17 protein-coding genes, 2 rRNA genes and 1 pseudogene (1 of these 20 only partly in view) are annotated in these 26,793 nt (G+C 73.6%); 4 read left to right on the top strand and 16 right to left on the bottom strand.

All coding sequences use genetic code 11. The features are described from left to right. Window positions 1–258: 258 nt before the first annotated feature. From GQS52_RS22275 to GQS52_RS22250, 6 genes are all read right to left on the bottom strand, one after another. Window positions 259–1,014, bottom strand: a complete 756-nt coding sequence (locus tag GQS52_RS22275) for a hypothetical protein (RefSeq protein ID WP_259370913.1) — start codon at window positions 1,012–1,014, stop codon at window positions 259–261. After that, on the bottom strand, window positions 999–2,093 hold the full coding sequence (locus GQS52_RS22270; RefSeq protein WP_182315110.1) for a ParA family protein: 1,095 nt from the start codon (window positions 2,091–2,093) through the stop codon (window positions 999–1,001). Before GQS52_RS22270 ends, GQS52_RS22275 begins: the two co-directional genes overlap by 16 nt. Before the next feature lie 384 nt (window positions 2,094–2,477). Further along, window positions 2,478–3,593, bottom strand: coding sequence for an alanine dehydrogenase (gene ald / locus GQS52_RS22265; protein WP_182316643.1), 1,116 nt, complete (start codon window positions 3,591–3,593; stop codon window positions 2,478–2,480). A 180-nt stretch (window positions 3,594–3,773) separates the two neighbouring features. Then, window positions 3,774–5,912 (bottom strand): tetratricopeptide repeat protein, encoded by a 2,139-nt coding sequence (locus GQS52_RS22260; protein WP_259370912.1) that lies wholly within the window; start codon window positions 5,910–5,912, stop codon window positions 3,774–3,776. 272 nt (window positions 5,913–6,184) lie between these two features. Further along, window positions 6,185–6,826 (bottom strand): NUDIX hydrolase, encoded by a 642-nt coding sequence (locus tag GQS52_RS22255; RefSeq protein WP_182315109.1) that lies wholly within the window; start codon window positions 6,824–6,826, stop codon window positions 6,185–6,187. Between the two features lie 119 nt (window positions 6,827–6,945). Further along, the gene (locus GQS52_RS22250; RefSeq protein WP_259370911.1) at window positions 6,946–8,625 is read right to left on the bottom strand and encodes a CTP synthase; all 1,680 of its coding nucleotides are present in this window, start codon (window positions 8,623–8,625) and stop codon (window positions 6,946–6,948) included. A gap of 460 nt (window positions 8,626–9,085) precedes the next feature. Between GQS52_RS22250 and GQS52_RS22245 the strand changes: the two genes are divergently transcribed. Both GQS52_RS22245 and GQS52_RS22240 read left to right on the top strand, forming a co-directional pair. Beyond that, window positions 9,086–10,906, top strand: a complete 1,821-nt coding sequence (locus GQS52_RS22245) for a glycoside hydrolase family 15 protein (RefSeq protein ID WP_182315108.1) — start codon at window positions 9,086–9,088, stop codon at window positions 10,904–10,906. A gap of 51 nt (window positions 10,907–10,957) precedes the next feature. Beyond that, window positions 10,958–12,058, top strand: coding sequence for a helix-turn-helix domain-containing protein (locus tag GQS52_RS22240; RefSeq protein WP_182315107.1), 1,101 nt, complete (start codon window positions 10,958–10,960; stop codon window positions 12,056–12,058). A 55-nt stretch (window positions 12,059–12,113) separates the two neighbouring features. Here the strand turns inward: GQS52_RS22240 and GQS52_RS22235 are convergent, their stop codons facing one another. The 5 genes from GQS52_RS22235 to GQS52_RS22210 all read right to left on the bottom strand — a co-directional run bounded on the left by GQS52_RS22235 (window position 12,114) and on the right by GQS52_RS22210 (window position 18,701). Next, window positions 12,114–13,361 (bottom strand): glycosyltransferase family 4 protein, encoded by a 1,248-nt coding sequence (locus GQS52_RS22235; protein WP_346268256.1) that lies wholly within the window; start codon window positions 13,359–13,361, stop codon window positions 12,114–12,116. Between the two features lie 182 nt (window positions 13,362–13,543). Continuing rightward, window positions 13,544–15,259: a DNA repair protein RecN gene (gene recN, locus GQS52_RS22230; RefSeq protein WP_182316639.1), complete on the bottom strand. Its 1,716-nt coding sequence runs from the start codon at window positions 15,257–15,259 to the stop codon at window positions 13,544–13,546. A gap of 207 nt (window positions 15,260–15,466) precedes the next feature. Next, window positions 15,467–16,378, bottom strand: coding sequence for an NAD kinase (locus GQS52_RS22225; RefSeq protein WP_182315106.1), 912 nt, complete (start codon window positions 16,376–16,378; stop codon window positions 15,467–15,469). Continuing rightward, window positions 16,375–17,181 (bottom strand): TlyA family RNA methyltransferase, encoded by an 807-nt coding sequence (locus GQS52_RS22220; RefSeq protein ID WP_182316638.1) that lies wholly within the window; start codon window positions 17,179–17,181, stop codon window positions 16,375–16,377. The genes GQS52_RS22225 and GQS52_RS22220 overlap by 4 nt, the downstream gene beginning before the upstream one ends. 365 nt (window positions 17,182–17,546) lie before the next feature. After that, window positions 17,547–18,701: a histone gene (locus GQS52_RS22210; RefSeq protein ID WP_182315104.1), complete on the bottom strand. Its 1,155-nt coding sequence runs from the start codon at window positions 18,699–18,701 to the stop codon at window positions 17,547–17,549. A gap of 173 nt (window positions 18,702–18,874) precedes the next feature. Between GQS52_RS22210 and GQS52_RS22205 the strand changes: the two genes are divergently transcribed. Continuing rightward, window positions 18,875–19,222: an SCP2 sterol-binding domain-containing protein gene (locus GQS52_RS22205; RefSeq protein WP_182315103.1), complete on the top strand. Its 348-nt coding sequence runs from the start codon at window positions 18,875–18,877 to the stop codon at window positions 19,220–19,222. Window positions 19,223–19,346: 124 nt separating this feature from the next. On the opposite strand, the gene GQS52_RS22200 is transcribed toward GQS52_RS22205, so the two are convergent. Next, the gene (locus GQS52_RS22200) at window positions 19,347–20,390 is read right to left on the bottom strand and encodes an HAD-IIA family hydrolase (protein ID WP_182315102.1); all 1,044 of its coding nucleotides are present in this window, start codon (window positions 20,388–20,390) and stop codon (window positions 19,347–19,349) included. Window positions 20,391–20,466: 76 nt separating this feature from the next. Here GQS52_RS22200 and GQS52_RS22195 point away from each other — a divergent pair, with 76 nt between their 5' ends. Further along, a complete protein-coding gene (locus GQS52_RS22195) occupies window positions 20,467–21,786 on the top strand; it encodes a DUF1015 domain-containing protein (protein ID WP_182315101.1) in 1,320 nt (439 codons plus the stop codon). 78 nt (window positions 21,787–21,864) lie between these two features. Here GQS52_RS22195 and GQS52_RS22190 read toward each other — a convergent pair whose 3' ends face one another. The 4 genes and pseudogenes from GQS52_RS22190 to GQS52_RS22175 form a co-directional block, all read right to left on the bottom strand. Then, window positions 21,865–22,707, bottom strand: coding sequence for a hypothetical protein (locus tag GQS52_RS22190; protein WP_259371176.1), 843 nt, complete (start codon window positions 22,705–22,707; stop codon window positions 21,865–21,867). 102 nt (window positions 22,708–22,809) lie between these two features. Beyond that, window positions 22,810–23,739, bottom strand: a pseudogene (locus GQS52_RS28260) (hypothetical protein); the annotation flags it as partial. 745 nt (window positions 23,740–24,484) lie between these two features. Beyond that, a 5S ribosomal RNA gene (gene rrf, locus GQS52_RS22180) occupies window positions 24,485–24,601 on the bottom strand. Between the two features lie 108 nt (window positions 24,602–24,709). Continuing rightward, window positions 24,710–26,793: ribosomal RNA gene (locus GQS52_RS22175) — 23S ribosomal RNA — on the bottom strand (it continues 1,033 nt past the right edge of the window).

The raw sequence follows: 26,793 nt of genomic DNA, 5'->3' as shown, positions 1-26,793 counted from the left end.
CGGCCTCCCCGTCCGTCCCCCCGGGGGACGCGCCCGGGGACTCACCGGGGGTTCCGCCGGAGGGTGCGCCGGTGGTCCCCGCCCCGGGGCCGCTGCCCAGGGGGCGCCGTGCGGGACGTGACGGCCCGCCCGCCGCCCCCGGGGAGGGGGCGGCGGGGGCCACGTCGTCGGTGGGCGGCATCGGGCTTCCTGCCTGGGGCTGACCGGGCGCCGGCCGGACGGTGGCCGCACCCGGGACCGAGACTACCCGCGGGCGGGTCAGCGACCGCGCAGCCGCCGCACCAGGATGCTCGCGTCGCCCCGCGCCTCGAGGTCGGCGAGCACCACGGCGACCGCCTCGCGGACGATCCGCCCGCGGTCGACCGCCAGGCCGTGTTCCCCGCGCAGCACCAGCCGCGCGTGCTCGAGGTCCATCAGCTCCTCGGCCGAGACGTACACGGTGATCTTCTCGTCGTGCCGTTCGCGGCCGCTGGGGCGGCGCGGCGTCGGGCGCGGCTGCCGTGCGCGCCGTGGGGGCTGGCCGGACGCCGCGGGAACCGTCCCGGCCCCCTGCGGCCCGGCCCCCTGCGGGGCGGCGGTCTGCGGGGCGGCGGCCTGCGGCTGGCCGGGGCGGCGCGGGGCCACCGTGGTGCGCGGCACGTGGTTCGCCTGCGTCTGCTGCAGCTGCTCGGGGACGGTGCGGCGGCGGTCGCGGCCGTCCTGCTCCGCGCCGGTCCCGGAGCCCCGGCCCGAGTGCTCCGGGGCGCCCGCGGCCGGGCGGTCGTGGCGGTCCGGTCCCGTGCCCGCGGCGGCCGCGGGCGCCGGGCCGGCCTGGGCGCCCGGTGCCGCGCCGAAGGCGTCCCTGCCTTCTGCGGGGAAGGGCGGGCGCGGCCGTTCCTCGGGCCGTTCCCGGCCGCCGGACGACTGCGGTGTCCCTCCGCCGCCGTCCGCGCCGCGGGAGGGCGGCTGGAGCGCCGTGCCCCCGGTGGTGCGGAAGAGTTCGTCGGCCCCGGGGAGGCTCACTCGGCGTGGCACCGGGCGAGCACCTCCCTGGCGAGCTGGCGGTATGCGGCGGCACCGACGGAGTTGGAGGCGTAGGTGGTGATGGGCTCGCCGGCCACCGTGGTCTCCGGGAAGCGCACGGTGCGGCCGATGACGGTGTGGAAGACGTGCTCGCCGAAGGCCTCGACGACGCGCGCCAGCACCTCCCGGCTGTGCACGGTGCGGGAGTCGTACATGGTGGCCAGGATGCCGTCGAGGTCCAGCTCGGGGTTGAGCCGCTCGCGGACCTTCTCGATCGTCTCGGTGAGCAGCGCGACTCCGCGCAGCGCGAAGAACTCGCACTCCAGCGGCACGATCACCCGGTGCGCCGCGGTCAGCGCGTTGACGGTGAGCAGGCCGAGCGAGGGCTGGCAGTCGATGATGACGTAGTCGTAGTCCTGCATCAGCGGCTTGAGGGCGCGCTGCAGGGTGGACTCGCGGGCGACCTCGCTGACCAGCTGCACCTCTGCGGCGGACAGGTCGATGTTGCTGGGCAGCAGGTCCATGCCGGGGACGGCCGTCTTCAGCAACACCTCGTCGGCGGCCAGGCCGCGCTCCATGAGCAGGTTGTAGACGGTGATGTCGAGTTCCATGGGGTTGACCCCCAGGCCCACGGACAGGGCTCCCTGCGGGTCGAAGTCGACCAGGAGGACCCGGCGGCCGTACTCGGCCAGTGCGGCGCCGAGGTTGATGGTCGAGGTCGTCTTGCCGACCCCGCCCTTCTGGTTGCACATGGCGATGATCGTGGCGGGGCCGTGCTCGGACACGGGGCCGGGGATCGGGAAGTAGGGCAGGGGGCGGCCGGTGGGGCCGACCCGCTCGCGGCGCTGCCGGGCGGCGTCGGGCGCGAGGGTGGCCGCGTACTCGGGGTCCGGCTCGTACTCGGCGTCCGGATCGTAGAGCTGACCGTCGGTCAGGTCGTCGTCGTAGTCGGCGAACCGGTCGGTGTCGGCCCCGGTCGCCGCGTGGCGGACCGCGCGGGTCCTCGCCGTGTCGATGCTCTGGTGGGCGGCGAACGTCCGCACCGCGACGGAGCCGACGGCCTCGAGCCCGGCGCTCTCCCGCGCCGGCACCGGCGTTCCTGGCTGACCACCCCCGGGAGCAAATGTCGACTCATTCACAAGTCGTCTTACCTCCTTGGTGACCAGGAATCTTCTAGACAGGTCAGCCTGACAGCATGCCGACGGTTCGCGACTCTATGGCGTGTCGGCCTTCCGCAGCAACACAATCCGGCGGAGACGGCACGATGTGTCGGTGACGAAAGGCCCCGCTGTCAAGGGTTCGGGGCGGTCGTCCGAGAGATTTCCCGGACGCGGAGAACGGCGAAAAAGTCATGTTCGAGGCAAGTTGACCCCGCGTCAACCCCTCCGGCACGACGGAAGCCGGCGGGGCCCGTCGGGGCCCCGCCGGCTCGTCGGCGTCTCGTCCGCGGCTCGTCGGCGCCGCGCGGCCGTCGCTCAGGCGAGAACTGTCGCGATGTCGACAACGTCGAGGCCGTGCGCCTCGCCGACCGGACCGTAGGTGACCCGGCCCTCGTGGGTGTTGAGCCCCTTGGCCAGGGCGGCGTCGCGCCGGACGGCCTCGCGCCAGCCGCGGTTGGCCAGCTCCACGATGTAGGGCAGCGTGGCGTTGGTCAGGGCGTGGGTGGAGGTGTGGGGCACCGCGCCGGGCATGTTGGCCACGCAGTAGAAGACCGAGTCGTGCACCCGGTAGGTGGGCTCGGCGTGGGTGGTCGGGCGCGAGTCCTCGAAGCAGCCGCCCTGGTCGATGGCGATGTCGACGAGCACCGAGCCGGGCTTCATGCGCGAGACCATCTCGTTGGTGACCAGCTTGGGCGCGCGGGCGCCGGGGATCAGCACCGCGCCGATGACCAGGTCCGCCGCCAGGACGGCCCGCTCCAGCTCGAAGGCGTTGGAGGCGACGGTCTGCACGCGGTTGCCGAAGAACCGGTCGGCCTCGCGGAGCTTGTCGAGGTCGCGGTCGAGCAGGGTGACGTGGAAGCCCATGCCCAGCGCCACGGTCGCCGCGTTCCAGCCGGAGACGCCGGCGCCGATCACCACGGCGCGGCCCGCGGCCACGCCGGGGACGCCGCCGGGCAGCACGCCGCGGCCGCCGGCGAAGCGCATCAGGCTGTAGGCGCCGACCTGCGGGGCCAGCCGGCCCGCGACCTCGGACATCGGGGCGAGCAGGGGCAGGCGGCGGTTGGCCGTCTCGACCGTCTCGTAGGCGATCGCCGTGGTGCCGGAGGCCAGCAGGGCGTCGGTGCACTCGCGGGAGGCGGCCAGGTGCAGGTAGGTGAAGAGCGTCTGGTCCTTGCGCAGGCGGTGGTACTCCTCCGCGATCGGCTCCTTGACCTTCAGCAGCAGGTCGGCCTCGGCCCAGACCTCGTCGGCCGTGCCGAGTATGCGGGCCCCCGCCGCGACGTACTCGTCGTCGGTGATCGAGGAGCCGACGCCCGCGTCGTGCTCCACGAACACCTGGTGGCCGCCCCGGGCGAGCTCGTGCACGCCGGCGGGCGTGATGGCCACGCGGAACTCGTTGTTCTTGACCTCGCGGGGGATGCCGACCTTCACGTGGATCACGGTCCTTGAATGAGGGGATTCGGGAGAGTCCGGACATGCCGGAACAAGTCGCAACAGTCGCGATGTGGCCAAGTCTAATGAAGGGGATCCCGCTGTCCAGCCTTACAAACTGAATAATTTCGCGGAGGGAACTGGATGTTTCGCAGGCTGTACTCCTCCGGGTCGGCTCTGTTACCGGTTCCCGTCCTCCAGCAGGCGAGCCGCCTCGGCCCTGTGCAGCCGCGCCCCGGCCGCATCCCCCAGCCTCTCCAGGGTGTCGCCCATCCGCAGCTGGAGCGCGGCCTCCAACCGCGTGTCGCCCGCCGTGCGGGCGCGCTGCAGCGCCTCGCGGCAGACCCGCAGCCCCTCCTCGGCCTCCCCCGCGCTCTCCAGCACCCCGGCCGCCTCCCCCAGCGCCCGGGCGTGGGAGGAGAGGTTCCCCAGCCTGCGGTGGAGCGCGGCACAGGCCCTCCACTCCCGCAGGCTCTCCGCCCACCGGCCGCTCCGCGCCCCCATCGCCCCCAGGTGGCCGTGGAGCCTGGCCTGGTCGGCCTGCTCTCCCCGGAACTGGCGCAGGGCGAGGGCGCGGCCGTACCAGTCGGCGGCCCGGTCCGGGTCGTCCAGCAGCCGGTAGGTGCTGCCGATGGCCTCGAGCGCGCGGGCCGCGGCGGCCCCGTCGCCGTCCGCCCGGGCGGCGGTGACGGCCTCGCGGTAACGGCCCAGGGCCTCCTCCGGCCGGCCCGCCCTGACGTCCAGGTCGGCCAGGTTGATCAGCGCGGCGGCGCGTTCACGGTGCAGGCCGCGGCGGGTGGCCACCTCCAGCACCAGGCCGTGCAGCCGGTACAGCTCGGGCGACCGGTCGCCGTCGGTGTGGGTGAGCGCCCGCACCAGCCCCGCCACCAGGCGCTGGGCGAGCGTGTCGAACCCGCCGTCGGCGGCCGCGGCGTCCGCCGCCGCCAGCAGGGACGGCAGCCGGCCGTCCAGCCAGTCCGCCGCCGCGGCGCGCGAACGGAACCTCATGGCACGCGGCAGCGCCTCGATCCGGGCGCGCACCGCGGCGTCCGGGGGCGTCAGCGCCAGCCGGCAGGCGTGCAGGAGCCGCACGGTGCGCTCCAGCATCCGGGCCCGGGCCAGCTCCACCTCGGCCGGCCGGTCGAGTGCCTCGGTCAGGGCCCGCAGGGCCGGGACCAGGCAGGCGGGGACGCGCAGCGCGTCCCCCTCGGCCACCAGGACGCCGGCCCGGACCAGTTCGTCCAGGGTCGACCGCGCAGCGGCGACCGAACACCCTCCCAGCGCGGAGGCGACGTGCTCGTCGACCACGCCCTCCGGCGCGAGGACCAGCAGGCGCAGCATCCGCGCCGCGCCGGGGGCGAACGACTCGTACACCAGCCGGAACGCCCTCAGCAGCGGCGACGGCGGCACCGGGGCCGCCGCGGGCACCGGCGGGGCCCCTCCCCCGTCCGGGCCGGCCGCCTCCTCCCCGGGGCACCCCTCCTGCTCCGGCGGCAGCGCCCTCCCCGGCGGCGGCGGGGGGAAGGGCGTGTCGGGGACGTCCCGCAGGCGCTGCAGCGCGTCGGTCACCGACATCCGCGGCCGGGCCGCCAGCCACGCCCCCGCCAGGCGCAGCGCGGCGGGGTGCCCCGCGCACTCGGCGACCAGGCTCTCGGCCGCGCAGGGGTCGCACGTGACGCGGGTGGAGCCCGCGGTCCGGGTGAGCAGCTCGACGGCGGAGGCGGTGTCGAGCCCGCCCAGGGCGCAGGGGCGCACGTCGGGGATCCCGGTGAGCGGCCCCGCGGAGGTGGCGACCACCAGGCTGCCGGGGGCGTCCGGCAGCAGCGGCCGGATCTGCGCGGCGCCGTCCACGTCGTCGAGGACGATCAGCACCCGCCGTCCCGCGAGCGCCCGCCGCAGCGCCGCGGCCGGCTCCCGCCCGCGGGCGTCGTCGGGCCGGCCCAGCCGCTCCAGGAAGGACCGGGCGGCCTGGGCCGCGGACACGGGGGCGCCGCCGGGCCGGGTCAGCCGGGCGAAGAGCTGCCCGTCCGGGTAGCGGTCGGCGACCAGGCGGGCGAGGTGCACCGCCAGGGCCGTGCGCCCCGAACCCGCCCGGCCGGCCACGAGGAGGACGCGGCAGCCCTCCTGCGGACGGCCGCGGGACGCCCCCAGCCCGGGGCGGTCGATCTCGGCGAGGAGCTCCCTGGTCTCCACGGCCCGGCCCAGGAAGCACGGGTCCGACGGGGGGAGGTCGCGCGGGACGGCGGGTGCCGCGGCCCCCGCCCCGGTGCCGGCCCCGGCCGCCGACAGCCCGTCCCTCTCCAGCGCCTGCTCCGCCACGAGCCACACTCCCGACCACCACGCACACGGGCCCGCCGCTGTTGCCGGCGGGAACGGGGACGAGCGTAGTTGACGCCGGCTCACCGTTCGCGGGACTCACCACGGGCGCTACCCGCCCGGGCCACGGAACGGGCCCCGTCCGGCGCGGTTCCGCGGCCCGGCGGGACGCGCCCGGGAACGGGAGCACCCCCCGCACCGGTGCGCGGAGGGCGTGAAGGGGCCACCGCCCCAGGGCGTGAGGGGCACCGCCCCAGGGCGTGAAGGGTCACGCCTCAGGGCGTGAAGGGGCGCGCCGGCCAGGGTGCGTCGGCCGGACGGAGCGCCTCCACCCCGTCCCCGTTGAGGACCGCCTGCAGGGCCAGCACGCCGACCGCCAGGCAGGTGTTGTGCAGGTCGCCGGCGAGCACGCCGCGCACCAGCTCCTCCAGCGGCACGCGGGCGAGCTCCATGTCGGCCTCCTCCTCGGAGACCTCGAAGCGCTCGCCCTCCACGTCCGACAGCTCCCGCGCGAGGAAGATGCGCAGCGCCTCGTCGGTGCCGCCGGGGCTGGTGTAGACGTCGGCCAGCACGCGCCAGTCCCCCGCCTCGACGTGGGCCTCCTCGTACAGCTCGCGCTGCGCGGCGCCCAGCGGGTGCTCCCCGACGACGTCCAGCAGCCCGGCCGGGACCTCCCACAGCTTGTGCCGCACCGGGTGCCGGTACTGCCGCAGGACGACGACCCGCCCCTGCTCGTCGAGCGCCACCACGGCGACCGACCCGGGATGGGTCTGGTAGTCGCGGCTGACGACGCTGCCGTCGGGCATGGTCACCTCGTCGGTGCGCACCCCCGTCTTCCTGCCGGCGAACTGCGTCGTGGTGCCGGTGACCGGCCATTCCTCGGCGATGTCGCGCAGGGGTCCGGTGTACTCGCCCATGTCGGTCGGATCCTCCAGGTGAAGACAGTGCGGGGCCGCGGCCGGGCCGCGGGACGGGCGTGGGCGCGCAGGGCCGGGACGCCCCCGGACGGGGGCGTCCCGGCCCTGCGCGGCGGGGGTCAGTCCCCGGTGTCCTGCCGGCCGCCCTGCTGGCGCAGCACGGCGGCCGCCACCAGCCCGGCGAACAGCGGGTGCGGGCGGGTCGGGCGGGACTTCAGCTCGGGGTGCGCCTGGGTGCCCACGAGGTAGGGGTGCACCTCGCGCGGGTACTCCACGTACTCGACGAGCCTGCCGTCCGGGGAGGTGCCGGAGAACCGCAGCCCGGCCTTCTTCTCCAGCTCCGCCCGGTAGGAGTTGTTCACCTCGTAGCGGTGGCGGTGGCGCTCCTCGACGTACGGCTCGCCGCCGTAGACCTCGCGCACGATCGAGCCCTCGGCGAGCTTGGCCGGGTACAGCCCCAGCCGCATGGTGCCGCCCAGGTCGCCCTCGCCGGCGACGATGTCGAGCTGCTCGGCCATGGTGGAGATCACCGGGTGGGCGGTGGCCGGGTCGAACTCGGTGGAGTTCGCGTCCTTGACGCCGGCCAGCGAGCGGGCCGCCTCGATGACGATGCACTGCAGGCCCAGGCACAGGCCCAGCAGCGGGATCCCGTTCTCCCGGGCGTAGGTGATCGCCGCGACCTTGCCGTCCACGCCGCGCTCGCCGAAGCCGCCGGGGATGCAGATCGCGTCGACGTCGCCGAGGTGCTGGGCGGCGCCGGCCGGAGTGCGGCACTCGTCCGAGGTGATCCACTTGATCTGCACCTTGGCGTTGTTGGCGAAGCCGCCGGCGCGCAGCGCCTCGGTCACCGACAGGTAGGCGTCGGGCAGGTCGATGTACTTGCCGACCAGCGCCACCTTCACCTTGTGCTCGGGCTGGTGGACGCGGCGCAGCAGGTCGTCCCACTGGGTCCAGTCCACGTCCCGGAAGGGCAGGTCGAGGCGGCGCACCACGTAGGCGTCCAGGCCCTCGGCGTGCACGACCTTGGGGATGTCGTAGATCGAGGGGGCGTCCTTGCAGGCGATGACCGCGTCCTCGTCGACGTCGCACATCAGCGAGATCTTGCGCTTGATGGACTGCGGGACGTCGCGGTCGGCGCGCAGCACGATGGCGTCCGGCTGGATGCCGATGCTGCGCAGGGCCGCCACCGAGTGCTGGGTCGGCTTGGTCTTCAGCTCGCCCGAGGGGCCGATGTAGGGCAGCAGCGAGACGTGCACGAAGAAGACGTTGTCCCGGCCGACCTCGTGGCGGACCTGGCGGACCGCCTCCAGGAACGGCAGCGACTCGATGTCGCCGACGGTGCCGCCGACCTCGGTGATGACGACGTCGACGTCCTCGGTGGCCATGCGGCGGATCCGGGACTTGATCTCGTTGGTGATGTGCGGGATGACCTGGACGGTGTCGCCCAGGTACTCGCCGCGGCGCTCCTTGGCGATCACCGAGGAGTAGACCTGGCCGGTGGTGACGTTGGCCGAGCCGTCCAGGTTCACGTCGAGGAAGCGCTCGTAGTGGCCGATGTCCAGGTCGGTCTCGGCGCCGTCGTCGGTGACGAACACCTCGCCATGCTGGAAGGGGTTCATCGTGCCGGGGTCGACGTTGAGGTAGGGGTCGAGCTTCTGCATCGTGACCCGCAGTCCCCGTGCCTTGAGCAGCGCACCCAGGCTGGAGGCGGTGAGGCCCTTGCCGAGCGAGGAGGCGACACCCCCGGTGACGAAGAGGTGCTTGGTCGTCTGGTTCCTACCAGCAAGCGGCAGTGCCAAGAGGGGGCTCCCGTGGTCGCGAGGTGAGGGGCGTACGGCCCCTGCTTCTTCGGGGCGGCGTCGCTGCGGTTCAGTGGTTCTCCCACCGGTCCACGGGCTACCAGGGTATCAGCGCCGCGGCCATGACGTGCCCGTCGACCCCCGGACCTGAGAGGATATGTACAGGCTGGTACCCGGGCGGCCCGTTTCCGCACGAACGGCAGGCAACTGCCACCGGCATGATTGGTACGGAGGGCCCCCGGGCGTCGTATTCTGCTCGGACGCATCGCTGCGAGCCGGCCGGCACGGCACCAACCCAGCCCGCTCCCGCTGCCTTGGGACCGCCCCGACCGCGTACGAGAAGCGGCGGGACCCCGGGGGGAATGGGGCACCGGAAGCCACAGGCTCGACGATCATCTGAAGAAAGATCGCAACGCCCTCCCAAGGGTGACACCCCCGACCTGTTCGACTGGAGATGCACGTGGCCGGGCGCATCGAGGACTACGCACTCATCGGCGACATGCAGACCGCTGCCCTGGTCTGCCGCGACGGCACGGTGGATTGGCTGTGCCTGCCCCGCTTCGACTCGCCCGCCGTCTTCGCCGGGCTCCTCGGCACCGAGGAACACGGCTTCTGGCGGCTGGGGCCCGCGTTCGCCGACGGCGGGCAGCCGCCGTCGGCCACGCGGCGCCGCTACCGCGGTGACAGCCTGGTCCTGGAGTCCGAGTACGACACCCCCGACGGAACGGTCCGGGTGATCGACTTCATGCCGCCCCGGGACGGCGCCCCCCAGCTCATCCGCATCGTGGAGGGCGTCAGCGGCACCGTGCCGATGCGCTCGGCGCTGCGCATGCGCTTCTCCTACGGCTGGGTCGTGCCGTGGGTGCACCGCGTCGCCCACCCGGACGCCAAGCAGGAGCGCACCGCGGCCGTCGCCGGCCCCGACTCGGTGTGGTTCGACACCGACGCCGAGACCTACGGCGAGCACCTGACCACCTATGCCGACTTCTCCGTCTCCCCCGGGGAGCGGGTGGCCTTCACCATCAGCTGGCAGCCCTCCCACCACGACCAGCCCGCGCTGCCCGAGCCCGAGTCCTCCCTCGAGGCCACCGAGACGTTCTGGCGCACCTGGGTCGACGAGTGCACCTACCAGGGCCCCTACCGCGACGCGGTGATCCGCTCCCTGATCACCCTCAAGGCCCTCACCTACGGCCCCACCGGCGGCATCGTCGCCGCGCCCACCACCTCCCTGCCCGAGGACATCGGCGGGGTCCGCAACTGGGACTACCGCTTCACCTGGCTGCGGGACGCCGCCATCACCCTGTCGTCCCTGCTGCGCACCGGCTACCGCGACGAGGCGCGCTCCTGGCGCGAGTGGCTGCTGCGCGCGGTCGCCGGCGACCCGGAGAACCTGCAGATCATGTACGGCATCGCCGGCGAGCGGGAACTGGGCGAGACCGAACTGGCCTGGCTGCCCGGGTACGAGGGCTCCAAGCCGGTGCGGGTGGGCAACGGCGCCGCCAACCAGCTCCAGCTCGACGTCTACGGCGAGGTCGTCGAGGCCCTCCACCTCGGCCACATGACCGGCCTGACCCGCAACGACTACGCCAGCGACCTGCAGGTGCGGCTCATCCGCTACCTCGAGGACCACTGGCGCGAGCCGGACGAGGGCATCTGGGAGGTGCGCGGCCCGCGCCGCCACTTCGTGCACTCCAAGGTCATGGCCTGGGTCGCGGTCGACCGCACCGTCAAGCTCATCGAGTCCGGCGACGTCGACGGGCCGCTGGAGAAGTGGCGCGAGATGCGCGACGAGATCCACGCCGACGTGTGCGAGAAGGGCTACGACCCCGAGCGCAACACCTTCACCCAGTCCTACGGCTCGAAGGAGCTGGACGCCTCCCTGCTGCTCATCCCGCAGGTCGGCTTCCTCCCGCCGGACGACAAGCGGGTCATCGGCACCATCGAGGCCATCCAGCGCGAGCTGACCGTCGAGGGCGGCTTCGTGCTGCGCTACCCCACCGACGGCGAGCACACCGGCCTGGACGGCCTGCCCGGCGACGAGGGCGCCTTCCTCGCCTGCTCCTTCTGGCTCGCCGACGACCTGGCGATGATCGGCCGGGTCGACGAGGCCCGCCGGCTGTTCGAGAAGCTGCTGAGCCTGCGCAACGACCTGGGCCTGCTCGCGGAGGAGTGGGACCCGGTCGGCCGACGGCAGGTGGGCAACTTCCCGCAGGCCTTCAGCCACGTGCCCCTGATCGACACCGCGCTGCGGCTGACCGCCTGCGGCGCCTACGGGGGATAGCGCGGCCCCGGCCGGGACGGCGGCACCGTGCGGCCGGTTAGGGTCGAGGGCATGCCCAGCTCCGACACCCCGCCCGGACGGCATTCGCCGTCCGGGCCGTCCGCACACCCCCTCCCCGGCCCTGCCGCCCGCGGCCTCGGGGACGCACCCGCCGGCGAGCCCGGGCTGCCGGCGGACTGCGGGCTGAGCGAGGAGGCCGCCGCCGTCTACGCGGCGCTGGTGTCCGTCCCCAGCGCCGCGGCGCACGAGCTCGCCGCGCACCCGGGCGTCCCCGGCCCCGGCCGGACCGGCCGGGCCCTGGAAGAACTGACCGCTCTGGGCATGGCGGTGCGCACCGGCGACGCCCCCTGCCGCTACCACGCGGTCGCACCCGACGTGGCCTTCGCCCCCCTGCTGCGCCGCCGCCAGGAGCGGCTGCTGGACGACCGGGCCGCGGTCGCCCGGCTGGCCGAGGCGTACCGGGCGGCGAGCGCGCTGCGCGGCTCCGGCGACCTGCTGGAGGTCCTGCGCGGCGCGGACGCCGTCGCCCAGCGGGTCGACTGGCTCCAGCGCGGCGCCCGGCAGGAAGTGGCCGGCTTCGTCAAGCAGCCCACCGTGGCCGTGCCCGCCGAGGAGAACGCCGCGGAGTTCGCCTCGCTCAAGGCCGGGGTGCGCTTCCGCGTCCTCTACGACCGGGACGTGGTGGAGGCGGACGGCCCCGGCCTGATGCTGCGGGAGTTCCTCGCCGCCGGCGAGGAGGCCCGCGTCTCGCCCACCCCGCTGCCGCTGAAGATGATCGTGGCCGACCGCGAGCACGCGCTGCTGCCGCTGCTGAGCGAGGACGGCCGGGCCACCGGGGAGCCGGTCGCCGTGGTGGTGCGCGCCGGCGCACTGCTGGACGCGCTCCTCGCCCTCTTCGAACGCATCTGGGCGACCGCGGTCCCCCTGTCCCTGGACGGCCCGGACCCGGCGGCGGACGGGGGCAGGCCGTCGGCCGAGGACCGCTTCCTGCTGTCCCTGGTCGTCTCGGGGCTGACCGACCAGGCCGTCGCCACCCAGCTGGGCTCCAGCGTCCGCACGGTGCAGCGGCGGCTGCGCGACCTGATCGCGCTGGCCGGCGTGGAGACCCGCCTCCAGCTCGTCTGGCAGGCCGCCAAGCGCGGCTGGGTCTGACCGGCCGGCCCCGGGCCGGACCGCCTCCGGGCCCCGGCCCCGGCCCGGGGAACCGTCAGCGGCGGACGGCGGAGCGCTGGAGCAGCTCGTCGTAGCTGCTCAGGACCTGCGCGACGGCGTCGTCCTCGGTGGGCCAGGCGTCCGCCAGCGCCTGCGCCGACCGGGCGATCCCGGCCCGGCGGGCCGGGTCCTCCAGCAGCGCGGCCACCGCCCGGCCGAGCGCCGCCGGGTTTCCCTGCGGCACGACGGCGACCGCCTCCCGCAGCACCTCGGGCAGCCCGCCCGCGCCCGCGGCCACCACCGGCACCCCGGCTCGGACCGCCTCGCGCACGACCAGGGTGCGCGCCTCCCACCGCCCCGGCAGCACCATCAGGTCGGCGGCCGCCAGCAGGTGCGTGAAGTCGTCGCGCAGGCCGAGCAGCCGCACCGGCAGCCGCTCCCGCTCGACGCGGCCCTGCAGGGCCGCCCGCCGGCCGCCCTCCCCCGCGATCACCAGCAGCGGCTGCGGCCGCAGGTCCTGCCAGGCCCGGCACGCGTCGAGCAGCCCGTCGAATCCCCTGTGCGCACCCAGGCGGCCCACCGACAGCAGCAGCGGGCCGTCACCCGCACCGAGCTCCTCGCGCACCTTCCGCCGGCGGCGCTCCGTCTCCTCCACCCCCTCCGGCGGCTCCGCGGCCCCGCACGACCCGGAAGGCCCGCACGACCTGGACAGCCCGGACAGCCCGGTCAGCACCACCGACGCCAGCCGGGCGTCCCGGGCGCCGAGCGCCCGCGCCCGGTCCACGACCGCGCTGGAGGCGCCCAGCACCAGGTCCGCCGCGCGCACCACGCGCCGCTCCAGCAGCTCCACCAGCCGCGCACGGGGCCCCTCGGCCCGGGCGGCGGCGTGCCAGGTGACGACCAGCGGGACGCGTCGGCGCGGCGCCAGCGGGGCCGCGCCGACCGCGACGGAGGCCAGCAGCCCGGCCCGCACGCCGTGCGCGTGCACCACGTCCGCGCCGGCGCACACCGCCCGCAGCGCGGCGACGGCCGCGGCGTCACCGCGCGCCGAGGCCCGGCGGCCGATCTCCACCGGAGCGAACCGCGCGCCCGCGGCGGTGAAGCCGAACCCGGAATCCGCCCCGGAGGGCCCGCAGACCGTCACCCCGACCCCGCGCGCCGCCAGCCCCCTGGCCAGCACCAGGACGTGGGCGCCCGCGCCGACTCCCCCGCCGATCACGTGGACGGAGTGCAGCCCGCGGTTCGGGAAACCGCGGGCGGGGCCGTGGGGCCGCCCGCTCGGGGGGACCGGTGTGCCGTTCACGGCGGCCGGACTCCTTCGGTCGTGGATCCGTCTCCGGACCCGTCGGTGGGACGGAACGCGGACGGACCCGCCCCGCAGGGCAGGACCCGTCCGCGGGGCCGGTGGGGAGGCTCCCCCGGGCGCCGGGCGCCGGGCCGGGCGGCACCCGGCGCGGCCGGGCCGCGCCGGGTGCCTGTGCCGGTTCACAACGAGCGGGCCGCCTCCAGCAGTTCCTCGGCGTGGGCGCGGCCCAGCTCCGAGTCCTCCAGGCCGGCCAGCATGCGGGACAGTTCGCGCACCCGCTCCTCGTCCCCCAGCGTCTTGACGCCGCTGCGGGTGACGGACCCGTCGCTGGTCTTCTCCACCACCAGGTGCCGGTCGGCGAACGCGGCCACCTGCGGCAGATGGGTGACGACCACGACCTGCGCCGAGCGGGCCAGCCGGGCCAGGCGCCGCCCGACCTCCACCGCCGCCTTGCCCCCGACGCCGGCGTCCACCTCGTCGAACAGGTAGGTCGGCACCGGGGCGGAGCCGGCGAAGACCACCTCGACGGCCAGCATCACGCGCGAGAGCTCACCGCCGGAGGCGCCCTTGGCGACGGGACGGGGCGGGGCACCCGGGTGCGGGGCCAGCTGCAGCTCGACCTCGTCCACACCGGCCGGCCCGAAGGCGACGGTGCGGCCGTCGACCTCCAGCCCGTCGGGGTCGTCGTGCCGCCGGATCGCGACGCTCACCCGGGCGTGCGGCATGGCCAGCTCGGCGAGCTCCGCGGTGACCGCGGCTGCGAACCGCTCCGCCGCCGCGGCCCGCGCGTCGCCCAGCTCCTGCGCCAGCCCGGTCAGCTCCGCGCGCAGCGCGTCCCGCTCGGCGGCCAGCTCCCCGATCCGCTCGTCGTCGCCCTCCAGCTCGGCCAGCCGCTGCGCCCCGGTCTCGGCCCAGGCCAGGACGTCGTCGATGCTCTGCCCGTACTTGCGGGTCAGGTGGGCCAGGACCGAGCGGCGCTCCTCGATGGCGGCCAGGCGCAGCGGGTCCGCGTCCAGGTCGTCCGCGTAGCCGGCCAGCTCCCCGGCGACGTCGGCGAGCAGGTAGCCGACCTCGCCGAGCCGGTCGGCCAGCGCGGCCAGCGACGCGTCGTGCCCGCGCACCGCGTCCAGCGCCCGGCGGGCACCGGCAACCAGGGCGTTGGCGTCGACGCCCTCAAGGTCCTCCGGGTTGCCCAGCAGGGCGGCGTGCGCGGTGGTCGCCGCGGAGGCCAGGGCCTCGGCGTGTCCGAGCCGCTCGGCCTCGGCGGCCAGCTCCGCGTCCTCGCCCGGACGCGGCTCGGCGGCGGCGACCTCCTCCAGGCCGAACCGCAGCAGGTCCGCCTCCTGGGCCCGGTCGCGGGCCAGCGTCGTCAGCTCCTCCAGCGCGGAGGCGACCTCGCGCAGCCGCCGGTAGACGGCGGTGTAGCGCTTCAGCGGCCCGGCGACCGCCTCGCCCGCGTAGCGGTCCAGCGCCTGGCGCTGGCGCGCCGGGCGCAGCAGTCCCTGCTGGTCGGTCTGGCCGTGCACGGCCACCAGGTCGTCGGCGAGCTCCCCGAGCAGCCCCACCGGCACCGAGCGGCCGCCCAGGTGGGCCCGCGAGCGCCCCTCGGCGGAGATCGTCCGGCTGATCAGCAGCGCGCCGTCGTCCAGCTCGGCCCCCGCCTCCTCGGCGCGGCGGGCCGCGGCCGAGTCCGCGCCGACCGTGATCCGGCCCTCGACCACCGCCGCCCTGGCCCCGGTGCGCACCAGCGCGGCATCGGCCCTCCCCCCGAGCAGCAGCCCGAGGCTCGTGACGACCATGGTCTTGCCCGCCCCGGTCTCGCCGGTGACGGCGGTGAACCCGGGCGACAGCTCGACCACGGCGTCGTCGATGACACCCAACGACCGTATCCGCATCTCCTCCAGCACGGACACGACCTTACGAGGTTCCGGGCCGCGGACGCCAAGGGCCACCCCCGGCGCGGGTGAACAACCGGCGCCGAACCGGTACCGGAACCGGTGCCGGAACCGCAGTGCGCAGCCGCCTGCGCCCGGCCCCTCCCGGCGCCCGGGCCCCGCCGGGACCGGTCCGTCCCGCCCGGCCCGGGCGCCGGGAGGGGCGGGCTAGTGCGGGGCGCCGCGCCAGCCCGCCACCGGCAGGGCGAACTTCGCCACCAGGCGGTCGGTGAAGGAGGCGTGGTGCAGCCTCGCCAGGCGCACCGGGACCGCCCCGCGCCGCACCTCCACGCGCGATCCGGCCGGCAGCTCGTAGGTGCGGCGCCCGTCGCACCACAGCACCCCGTGCGACGTCCGGGGCTGCACCTCGACCGCCAGCACCGAGGCGGGCGACGTCACCAGCGGCTTGGCGAAGAGCGCGTGCGCGCTGATCGGCACCATCAGCAGCGCCTCGACCTCCGGCCACACCACCGGCCCGCCCGCCGAGAACGCGTACGCCGTCGACCCGGTCGGGGTCGCGCACACCACCCCGTCGCAGCCGAACCCCGACACCGGGCGGCCGTCGACCTCGGTGACGACCTCGATCATGCGCTCGCGGGACGCCTTCTCCACCGACGCCTCGTTGAGCGCCCAGTCGGTGTGCACCACCTGCCCGTCCGTGCGGACCAGCACGTCCAGGGTCATCCGCTCCTCGACCTCGTAGGAGCGGGTGACCACCCGGTCGACGACCTTGTCCAGGTCGTCCCGCTCCGCCTCGGCCAGGAAGCCGACCCTGCCCAGGTTGACCCCCAGCATCGGCACCCCGGAGGCGCGGGAGATCTCGGCCCCGCGCAGCAGCGTGCCGTCGCCGCCCAGCACTATCAGCAGCTCGCAGCCCTCGACCGCCTCCGGCCCCGCGGCCCCGACCAGGCCGACCGCGGGCGGCAGGGGCAGGTCGGCGGCCTCCTCGGCCAGCGCCCGCACCCCTATCCCCGCACCGAGGAGCCCCTGCACGACGAGTTCGGCGCTGCGCACGGCGGCGGGCCGGCCGGTGTGCGCCAGCAGGAAGACGGTGCGATCGGTGACGGTGACGTCGTTCAACGGGGCCCCTCCGCAACAGCACGGTCCACATCCGACGGGTCCAGCGCGGGTGCACCGGCACGCAACCACAGGAAGTACTCGACGTTGCCGGACGGCCCCGGCAGCGGACTGGCCGTCACACCCAGCACGCCCAGCCCGAGCCCCGCGGCCTGCTCGGCCACGTGGCGCACCGCCTCGGCCCGCAACTGCGCACTGCGCACCACACCCCCGCTGCCGAGCCTCTCCCTGCCCACCTCGAACTGCGGCTTGACCATCAGCACCAGGTCCGCGCCGTCCGCCGCGCAGCGCACCAGGGCTGGCAGGACCAGCCCCAGCGGGATGAACGACAGGTCGCCGACGACCAGGTCGACCGGCTCGCCGCCGATCTGCTCCAGGGTCAGCTCCCGCACGTTGGTGCGGTCCTTGACGGTGACCCTGTCGTCGCTCTGCAACGACCAGGCGAGCTGGCCGTAGCCGACGTCGACGGCGACCACGTGCGCCGCGCCGTTGCGCAGCAGCACGTCGGTGAAGCCGCCGGTGGACGCCCCCGCGTCCAGACAGCGCCGGCCCTCGACGACCAGCCCCCGGGGGACGAAGGCCGCCAGAGCCCCGGCCAGCTTGTGGCCGCCGCGCGAGACGTAGTCGGGATCGTTGTCGTCCTCCGCCACGACCAGGGCGGCACTGGTCTCCACCTGTGTGGCGGCCTTGGCCGCGGTGGTGCCGCCCACGGTCACCCGCCCTGCGTCGATCAACTGGCTCGCGTGCTCCCGTGAGCGCGCGAGACCACGACGCACCAACTCGGCGTCGAGGCGACGTCGTGCCACTGCCACGTGCGGTTCAGCTCCTGTCGTCGTGCACCGGTTCCGGTGCGGGGGCGGGTGGTCCCGGCCGGGAGTCCAGAGCGGCGAGCACGTCGCTCAGTCCCCGGTGTACATCCTCGTACACGGCAGGGTGCTCCTCCGTAGGCAGGTGGTCCACCTCGGCCAACCGGGCGACGACCCGGTCGACGTCGGCCTCCCCGGTGCGCTCCGTCCCGACCCCGAGCGGGCCCGCCGAAGCGGCCCCCTTGGCGGACGGGAGGGACGCGCCGACCCGTTCGTCCCCACCCCCGGTGACCCTCGGGGCCCCAGGGGCCCCCGGGGCCCCTGGGGCCCCTGGGGCCCCTGGGGGCCCCGTGACCTCCGCATCCTCATGCATCGGTACCCGACCCGGGTCGTTCCGCCGCGTCCGCCCGTCCGGCCCCTCCGCCCGCGGACTCCGGCCCCTCGGCCGGCCGGTCCGCCGACGTCCTCCGGGCGGCCGTCCTGCGGGCGGTCGTCTTCTTGATCGCGGCCTTGTCCTCCGCCGTCCCCTTCACGACCACGGCCTTCTTCGCAGCGGCCTTCTTCGTCGCGACCTTCTTGGCAGCGGCCTTCTTCGCCGGGGCCTTCTTCGCCGGGGCCTTCTCGGCAGCAGTCTTCTTCGCGGCGGTCCTCTTCCCCGCCGCCTTCTTCACCGCCGGCCCGGCGGTCTCCGCCGCATCGGTCCCCTGGACGGGGGCCGGCTCCTCCGCTCCTGCCGCACGCGAGTTCCGGGACGCCGCCTTCCTGACGGTGGTCGACGCGGAGGCCGAGGCCGTCGCGGCGCGGGCCGCGGCAGCCCGTTTCACCGCACCCCCACCGCCTCCGGCTTTCTTGGCCGAAACCTTCTTCGCCGGAGCCTTCTTCGCGGGGGTCTTCTTCGCCGCAGGAGCCTTCGCCGCCGGAGTCTTCGCCGCAGGGGTCTTCTTCGCCGTACCGACGGCCGCTGCGGCGGGCGTCCGCCCGTTCGCCTCTGGGTCGTGGGCGGCCGCCTCACGGGGCGATGTCGGCGTGCCCTTCGTCGCCTCCTCGGCCGGAAGCCGGAGGGCGGCCGCCTCACGGGCCCCGGTGGTGCGCGAGATCCCCTTGACCGCCCGGACGGTCTCCGTCCCGCCGCCGGCTCCTGCCCCGGCGGGTGCCTCCGGCGCCGCCGGGCCGGGCTCCCCGCCGCCCTCCAGGTTGCGGATACGGCGCTCCAGCATCTCCACCAGCACACCGACACGGACCAGTTCGTCCCCGATGCGCCCGGCCCTCTGCATCGCCTTGTCGACTTCCTCGCGGATCAGCCCGACCAGCAGGTCGCGGTTGGTCCGCCCGGCCGTGACCAGTTCGTCCGCGAGCGTCTGGACCTCCGGCGGGATCCGGTCGGCGACCTTGCGCTGAACCTCGTCGAGGTCGATCCCCGCCTGGTCCAGCAGTTCCCGGGCCGCGGACGCCGCCCGCTGCCGGGTCACCTCGGTCAGGCCGCCCGCAATCTGCAGACAGGTGCGCAGTGCATCACGCAATGCCCTCACTCCTCGCCTCGCCATCGACGCCGATGGTCCAGACGCTACCCGTTCGGCGACCGCCCAACGATGCACGGACGACGCTCCGTGCCCGTCGCCCCTCTCCTGTACGGTCGGTCGCACCGGATCGTTCACCACGTACCCGCCGCGTCCCGGACTGGAGAAGCACCACCATGGCGACCATCGAGGAGTGCCGCGCCGCCCTGGAGCGCCTGGCGGACAGCCTCGCGGAGGCCGGGGGCGAGGCAGCCGCGGCCGCCGCGCTGCACCGGTCGCTGAGCTGCCGGATCACCGATCTACCGGTGGTCTTCACCGGCCATCTGGCCGACGGGCGGCTCCGCAACGTGACGGCCTCCTCCGAAAGGCTGACGGAGAAGGCCCAGATCCATCTGGCCCTGGCGGGCGACGACCTGCTGGCGCTGGTCGACGGCGAACTGCACTTCGCGAAGGCGTGGGCGAGCGGCCGCGTCAAGGTCGAGGCGGGCTTCAGAGACCTGCTGCGGCTCCGTTCCCTGCTCTGACCGGTCCCCCGCGGCCCGAACCTCCTGCGGCCGGTCCCCTGCGGCTCCACAGGCCCCTGTCCGGCTCCGTCTCCGGCCCCGCAGCCGCCCGCACGCCGCCCCGCCGAAGGCAACGACCGGTCCTTCACCGGTCCAGTCGCGCCAAAGCCTCCTCCGCGTCCAACGACGCCCTGCCGTCCCCGGCCGCCGACCACGCCACCGCGCACAGCGCCCGCAGCCCGTCGGCCGGGTCCCCCTCCCCCTCCAGCAGCACCCGGCCGACACCGTTGCCCCCGCCGCCCGCCGGGGCCGCCGTCCACCCGCCGCAGCGGAATCCGGTCCCGGACGCCTCCACAGCGGGCTGGGGCTCCAGGATCCCGCGCAGGTCCGTCGCCACGTAGGTCGGACGGTGCTCCGGCGGCGCCGCGAGCAGCTGCGCGGCCGTCGTCACACCGGTCATGACCAGCAGCGAGTCGACACCCCCGACGTGCGCCCCCTCGATGTCGGTGTCCAGCCGGTCCCCCACCACCAAGGGCCGCTCGGCCCCGGTGCGCAGGATCGTCTCCCGGTGCATCGGCGGACGCGGCTTCCCCGCCACCAGCGGGTCCGCCCCCGTCGCGATACGCACCACTTCCACGAGCGCCCCGTTGCCCGGAGCGGTGCCGCGGGCCGTGGGTATCGTCAGGTCGGTGTTCGAGGCGAACCACGGCACGCCCGAGGCGACCGCGTACGTCGCCTCCGCCAGGTGCTCCCAGCCCACCGTCGGGTCGTAGCCCTGCACCACCGCGGCCGGCCCGTCCTCCGCCGACCGCACGACCTCGAAGCCCCGCTCCCGCAGCGCCTGCACCAGCCCGGCGCCGCCCACCACCAGCACCCGGGACCCGGCCGGCACCCGCCCGTCGTCCGCCACCAGCCGGGCCACCGCCTGCGCGGAATTGATCACGTCCTCGGGCGCCGCGTCCAGCCCCAGCCGGTTCAGGTGCTCGGCGACCGCCTGCGGCGTGCGCGAGGCGTTGTTGGTCACGTACGCGGCCCGCATCCCCCTCGCCGACGCCTCCGAGACCGACTCCACCGCGTACGGGATCGCCGTCCGCCCCGCGTAGACGACACCGTCCAGGTCGTACAGGGCGGTGTCGTACGCCTCGCACAGCGGTCGCTCCGCGGCGGCGGGCCGGGTCCTGTGGGTCATCGGTTGCCACTCCCTGTTCGTCGGGTCCTCGCACCCCGATCATCTCCCACACGCACTGCCCCGTAGCATTCGGAGGATGAGCAGCGCTCCCGGCACAGAGTCACCCGCGCCCTCCCGTCCCGAGGGACTGTCCCTGGCCCCCTTCCGGGGGCTGCGCTACGTGCCGGAGAGGGTCTCCGGGCTCGCGTCCGTGACCTCCCCTCCCTACGACGTGGTCGTCCGTCCCGACGAACAGCTCCACCTCGAGACCTCCGACCCCCACAACGTCGTGCGCCTGATCCTGCCCCAGGGCGAAGACCCGGCCGCCCGCCACGAGCAGGCAGCCGCCCGCCTGCGCCGGTGGCAGAGCGAGGGCGTCCTGGCCGCCGACCCCGAGCCCGCCCTGTACGTCTACGAGCAGCGCGCCGAGGGCATGCTGCAGCGCGGCCTCATCGGCGCCCTCCGGCTCACCCCGAAGGAGGAGGGCATCGTCCTCCCCCACGAGGACGTCATGCCCGGCCCCGTCGCCGACCGCGCCGGCCTCATGCGCGCCACGGCCGCCAACCTCGAGCCGCTCCTCCTGGCCTACCGGGGCGGGCAGGCGGCCGCGGAGACCGTCGAGCGGACGGTGCTGCAGGAGCCGCTGCTGTGCACCACCACCGAGGACGGCATCCGGCACCGCCTGTGGGCCCTGACCGATCCCGCCGTGATCACCGCCGTGCGCGAGGACCTGGCACGGCTCCACGCCCTCATCGCCGACGGGCACCACCGCTGGGCCACCTACCTGCGGCTGCAGGAGGAGCACGGCGGCCCCGGCCCCTGGGACCGCGGGCTCGTCCTCTTGGTGGACACCGAGCGCTACCCGCTCCGGGTCCGCGCCATCCACCGGGTCCTGTACCGGCTCCCTCCCGAGCGGGCCCTCGCCGCCCTGGCCGCCTCCCCGGGATTCCGCGTCCGCGAGGTCGACGGCCCGCTGCCCGCCGCGCTGGACTCCCTCGGGGCGGCCGCGGCGACGGGCAACGCCTTCCTCCTCGCCGGCGACGGGGGGTTCCGGCTCCTCACCGGCAACGGGAGCGACCCCGGTTCCCCCGCCGCGACCGCCCTCCCCGGAGGAGCCGCACACGCCGACAAGCCCCCGGCCTGGCACCGGCTGGACGCCACCGTCCTGCACAACGTGCTGCTCGACCGCGTGTGGCAGGTACCGGACTCGCCCGACCACGTCGGCTACCTCCACGACGCGGCGGCCGCCGTGGCGAAGGCCGAGGAAGCCGGCGGAACGGCAGTCCTCCTCCACCCTGTCTCCGAGCAGGTGGTCCTCGAACTCGCCCGCCAGGGCACGACGATGCCGCGCAAGTCCACGTCCTTCGGCCCCAAGCCCGCGACGGGCCTGGTCATCCGAAGCCTCGAACTGGACTGACACCGCACCGCCGACGGAAACGCCGGAGGGCCGGGCGCGAAAACCGCGCCCGGCCCTCCGGCGTTCCGACCCCGCCCGCTACTTCGCGGCGTCGTCCTCCTGCGCAGCAGCCGCAGGAACCGCATCCGTGCCGGCGTCGTCGGCGGCAGCGTCGTCGGCCCCGGCCTCCGCCTCACGACCGGCGCCGGCCTCCGAGCCCGAGTCCGAGTCCGAGTCCGAAGTCTCGGCCCCGCTCACCGCGGCCTCGGCCCCGTCCACGGACCCGTCCTCCTCCGTCTCCGCCTCCGGGTCGAGCGCGTCGATGAACTCCACACCGTCCAGCTCTGCGAGCCGGTCGGAGGCGTTCGTCGTGCCGGTGGTGTCCGCCTCGAGGGCCTTCGCGAACCAGTCGCGGGCCTCGTCCTCGCGCCCCACCGCGAGCAGCGCGTCGGCGTACGCGTAGCGCAGCCGAGCGGTCCACGGGTGAACGGCGGTCGAGGCCAGCTCCGGACCCTGCAGGGTCACCACTGCAGCGTCCACCTGCCCCATGTCCCGGCGGGCACCGGCCGCGACCAGCCGCATCTCCACCTGACCGGCACGGTCCAGCTTCTGCACCTCGGGAGCGCCGGCCATGGCCAGCGTCTTCTCCGGACGTCCCAGGCCGCGCTCGCAGTCGGCCATCACCGGCCACAGCTCGGCCGAACCCGTCATCCGACGCGCGGCACGGAACTCCGCCAGCGCCTCGGTGTACCGCTCCGTGGCGTAGGAAGCGAAACCGACGGCCTCCCGGACGGACGGAATACGCGAAGCGAGCCTCAGCGCGATCTTGGCGTAGTCGTAAGCCTTCTCCGGCTCCTCGTCGAGGAGCTGGGCCACCATCACCAGGTTGCGGGCCACGTCGTCCGCCAAGGTCTTCGGCAGGCTCTTCAGCTCCTGGCGCACGTCGGCGTCCAGCTCGTAACCGGTGACCTCCTCCGGGATCGGGAGCCGGCGCACCGGCTCCAGCCCACTCTCACGCGGGTCCCTGCGCGGCCCTCGCACACCGTCGTCCCGACGCGGACGATCGTCCCCGCGGAACCCGCCGCGCTCGTCATCCCTGCGCGGACGGTCGTCCCGACGGAACCCACCACGCTCGTCATCCCTGCGCGGCCCGCTCGGACGGTCGTCCCTGCGGAACCCACCACGCTCGTCGTCCCGACGCGGACGGTCGTCCCCGCGGAACCCACCACGCTCGTCATCCCGACGCGGACGGTCGTCCCCGCGGAACCCACCACGCTCGTCATCCCTGCGCGGACGGTCGTCCCGACGGAACCCACCACGCTCGTCATCCCTGCGCGGCCCGCTCGGACGGTCGTCCCTGCGGAACCCACCACGCTCGTCGTCCCGACGCGGACGGTCGTCCCGACGGAACCCACCACGCTCGTCGTCCCGACGCGGACGGTCGTCCCGACGGAACCCACCACGCTCGTCGTCCCGACGCGGACGGTCGTCCCGACGGAATCCACCACGGTCGTCGTCCCGACGCGGCCCGCTCGGACGGTCATCGCGACGGAAACCGCCACGCTCGTCGTCCCGACGCGGATCACTCGGACGGTCGTCCCGGCGGAACCCACCGCGGTCGTCCCTGCGCGGACCACTCGGACGGTCATCGCGACGGAAACCGCCACGCTCGTCGTCCCGACGCGGATCACTCGGACGGTCATCGCGACGGAATCCACCACGCTCGTCGTCCCGACGCGGCCCGCTCGGACGGTCGTCCCGGCGGAACCCACCGCGGTCGTCCCTGCGCGGACCACTCGGACGGTCATCGCGACGGAAACCGCCACGCTCGTCGTCCCGACGCGGCCCGCTCGGACGGTCGTCCCGGCGGAACCCACCGCGGTCGTCCCTGCGCGGACCACTCGGACGGTCATCGCGACGGAAACCGCCACGCTCGTCGTCCCGACGCGGCCCGCTCGGACGGTCGTCCCGGCGGAACCCACCGCGGTCGTCCCTGCGCGGACCACTCGGACGGTCATCGCGACGGAACCCGCCACGCTCGTCGTCCCGACGCGGCCCGCTCGGACGGTCGTCCCGGCGGAACCCACCGCGGTCGTCCCTGCGCGGACCACTCGGACGGTCATCGCGACGGAAACCGCCACGCTCGTCGTCCCGACGCGGACCGCTCGGACGGTCATCGCGGCGGAACCCACCGCGGTCGTCCCTGCGCGGCCCACTCGGACGGTCATCGCGACGGAACCCGCCACGCTCGTCGTCCCGACGCGGACCGCTCGGACGGTCATCGCGGCGGAACCCGCCACGCTCGTCGTCCCGACGCGGACGGTCATCGCGACGGAACCCACCGCGGTCGTCGTCCCGACGCGGACCGCTCGGACGGTCGTCCCGACGGAACCCGCCACGGTCGTCATCCCTGCGTGGCCCGCTCGGACGGTCATCCCGGCGGAACCCACCACGGTCATCTTCCCGACGCGGACCTCCCGAACGGAAGTCACGTCGGTCGTTGCTCCCGCCGGCACGCGAACCGTACGAGCCGCCACTGGAGCGCCGCTCGAAGCGGCCCTCGGACGAGTTGGACATCGACATGACTCCTGTCGGTTGTTCCTGCTGCAGTACTCAGTGCTGTCTTGCCTGTTAACCAGAGTGCCTTGCTCCGGGGGCAAAACAAAAAGGCCCTCGGTCCCAGCACTGTGTGCCGGGACCGAGGGCCCTCTCAAAAATTGTTCGGCGGTGTCCTACTCTCCCACAGGGTCCCCCCTGCAGTACCATCGGCGCTGAAAGGCTTAGCTTCCGGGTTCGGAATGTGACCGGGCGTTTCCCTAACGCTATAACCACCGAAACACCATCGGGTGTTCCAAGTGAACAAGCACACTCTTAAATTTAGAAGTGGTTCTTCACCGGTGCGACTGTTCGCAACCCGGGAGCCACATAGTGAACGCGAGCATCTGAGGACAAGTCCTCGGCCTATTAGTACCAGTCAGCTCCACCGGTTGCCCGGCTTCCACATCTGGCCTATCAACCCAGTCGTCTACTGGGAGCCTTACCCCCTCACGGGGTGGGAGCCCTCATCTCGAAGCAGGCTTCCCGCTTAGATGCTTTCAGCGGTTATCCCTCCCGAACGTAGCCAACCAGCCATGCCCTTGGCAGGACAACTGGCACACCAGAGGTTCGTCCGTCCCGGTCCTCTCGTACTAGGGACAGCCCTTCTCAAGACTCCTACGCGCACAGCGGATAGGGACCGAACTGTCTCACGACGTTCTAAACCCAGCTCGCGTACCGCTTTAATGGGCGAACAGCCCAACCCTTGGGACCGACTCCAGCCCCAGGATGCGACGAGCCGACATCGAGGTGCCAAACCATCCCGTCGATATGGACTCTTGGGGAAGATCAGCCTGTTATCCCCGGGGTACCTTTTATCCGTTGAGCGACGGCGCTTCCACAAGCCACCGCCGGATCACTAGTCCCTACTTTCGTACCTGCTCGACCCGTCGGTCTCACAGTCAAGCTCCCTTGTGCACTTACACTCAACACCTGATTGCCAACCAGGCTGAGGGAACCTTTGGGCGCCTCCGTTACCCTTTAGGAGGCAACCGCCCCAGTTAAACTACCCACCAGACACTGTCCCTGATCCGGATCACGGACCCAGGTTAGACATCCAGCACGACCAGAGTGGTATTTCAACGACGCCTCCACACGCACTGGCGTGCATGCTTCACCGGCTCCCACCTATCCTACACAAGCCGAACCGAACACCAATATCAAGCTGTAGTGAAGGTCCCGGGGTCTTTCCGTCCTGCTGCGCGAAACGAGCATCTTTACTCGTAGTGCAATTTCACCGGGCCCGTGGTTGAGACAGTCGAGAAGTCGTTACGCCATTCGTGCAGGTCGGAACTTACCCGACAAGGAATTTCGCTACCTTAGGATGGTTATAGTTACCACCGCCGTTTACTGGCGCTTAAGTTCTCAGCTTCGCCCGTCCGAAGACGAGCTAACCGGTCCCCTTAACGTTCCAGCACCGGGCAGGCGTCAGTCCGTATACATCGCCTTACGGCTTCGCACGGACCTGTGTTTTTAGTAAACAGTCGCTTCTCGCTGGTCTCTGCGGCCACCACCAGCTCAGGGCGCAAAGCCCGTCACCGGCCGTGGCCCCCCTTCTCCCGAAGTTACGGGGGCATTTTGCCGAGTTCCTTAACCACGGTTCACCCGAACGCCTCGGTATTCTCTACCTGACCACCTGAGTCGGTTTAGGGTACGGGCCGCTTCGCTGCTCGCTAGAGGCTTTTCTCGACAGCATAGGATCATCCACTTCACCACAATCGGCTCGGCATCAGGTCTCACCCTGCATGGAGGACGGATTTGCCTATCCTCCGGGCTACACCCTTACCCCGGGACAACCACCGCCCGGGCTGGACTACCTTCCTGCGTCACCCCATCGCTCACCTACTACCCCCTCGGGCCGGCGGCTCCACCAACCAGCGGTCCGAAGACCACCGGCGGCTTCACGGCCTTAGCATCAGAGGGTTCAGCGTGGGCGCTTCGAAGCGGGTACGGGAATATCAACCCGTTGTCCATCGACTACGCCTGTCGGCCTCGCCTTAGGTCCCGACTTACCCTGGGCAGATCAACTTGACCCAGGAACCCTTAGTCAATCGGCGCAAGAGTTTCCCACTCTTGTATCGCTACTCATGCCTGCATTCTCACTCGTGAACCGTCCACAACTGCCTTCCGGCGCTGCTTCACCCGGCACACGACGCTCCCCTACCCATCACAGTCCCCGTTGGGGGTACGTACTGCAATGACACGACTTCGGCGGTACGCTTGAGCCCCGCTACATTGTCGGCGCGGAATCACTTGACCAGTGAGCTATTACGCACTCTTTCAAGGGTGGCTGCTTCTAAGCCAACCTCCTGGTTGTCTCTGCGACTCCACATCCTTTCCCACTTAGCGTACGCTTAGGGGCCTTAGTCGATGCTCTGGGCTGTTTCCCTCTCGACCATGGAGCTTATCCCCCACAGTCTCACTGCCGCGCTC

Source organism: Streptomyces sp. SCUT-3 (genome assembly GCF_014083985.1).
Classification (GTDB): Bacteria; Actinomycetota; Actinomycetes; order Streptomycetales; family Streptomycetaceae; genus Streptomyces_H; species Streptomyces_H thermolineatus.
The sequence above is the reverse complement of the archived record's forward strand: the minus strand, read 5'-3'. Positions and strand labels throughout refer to the sequence as shown.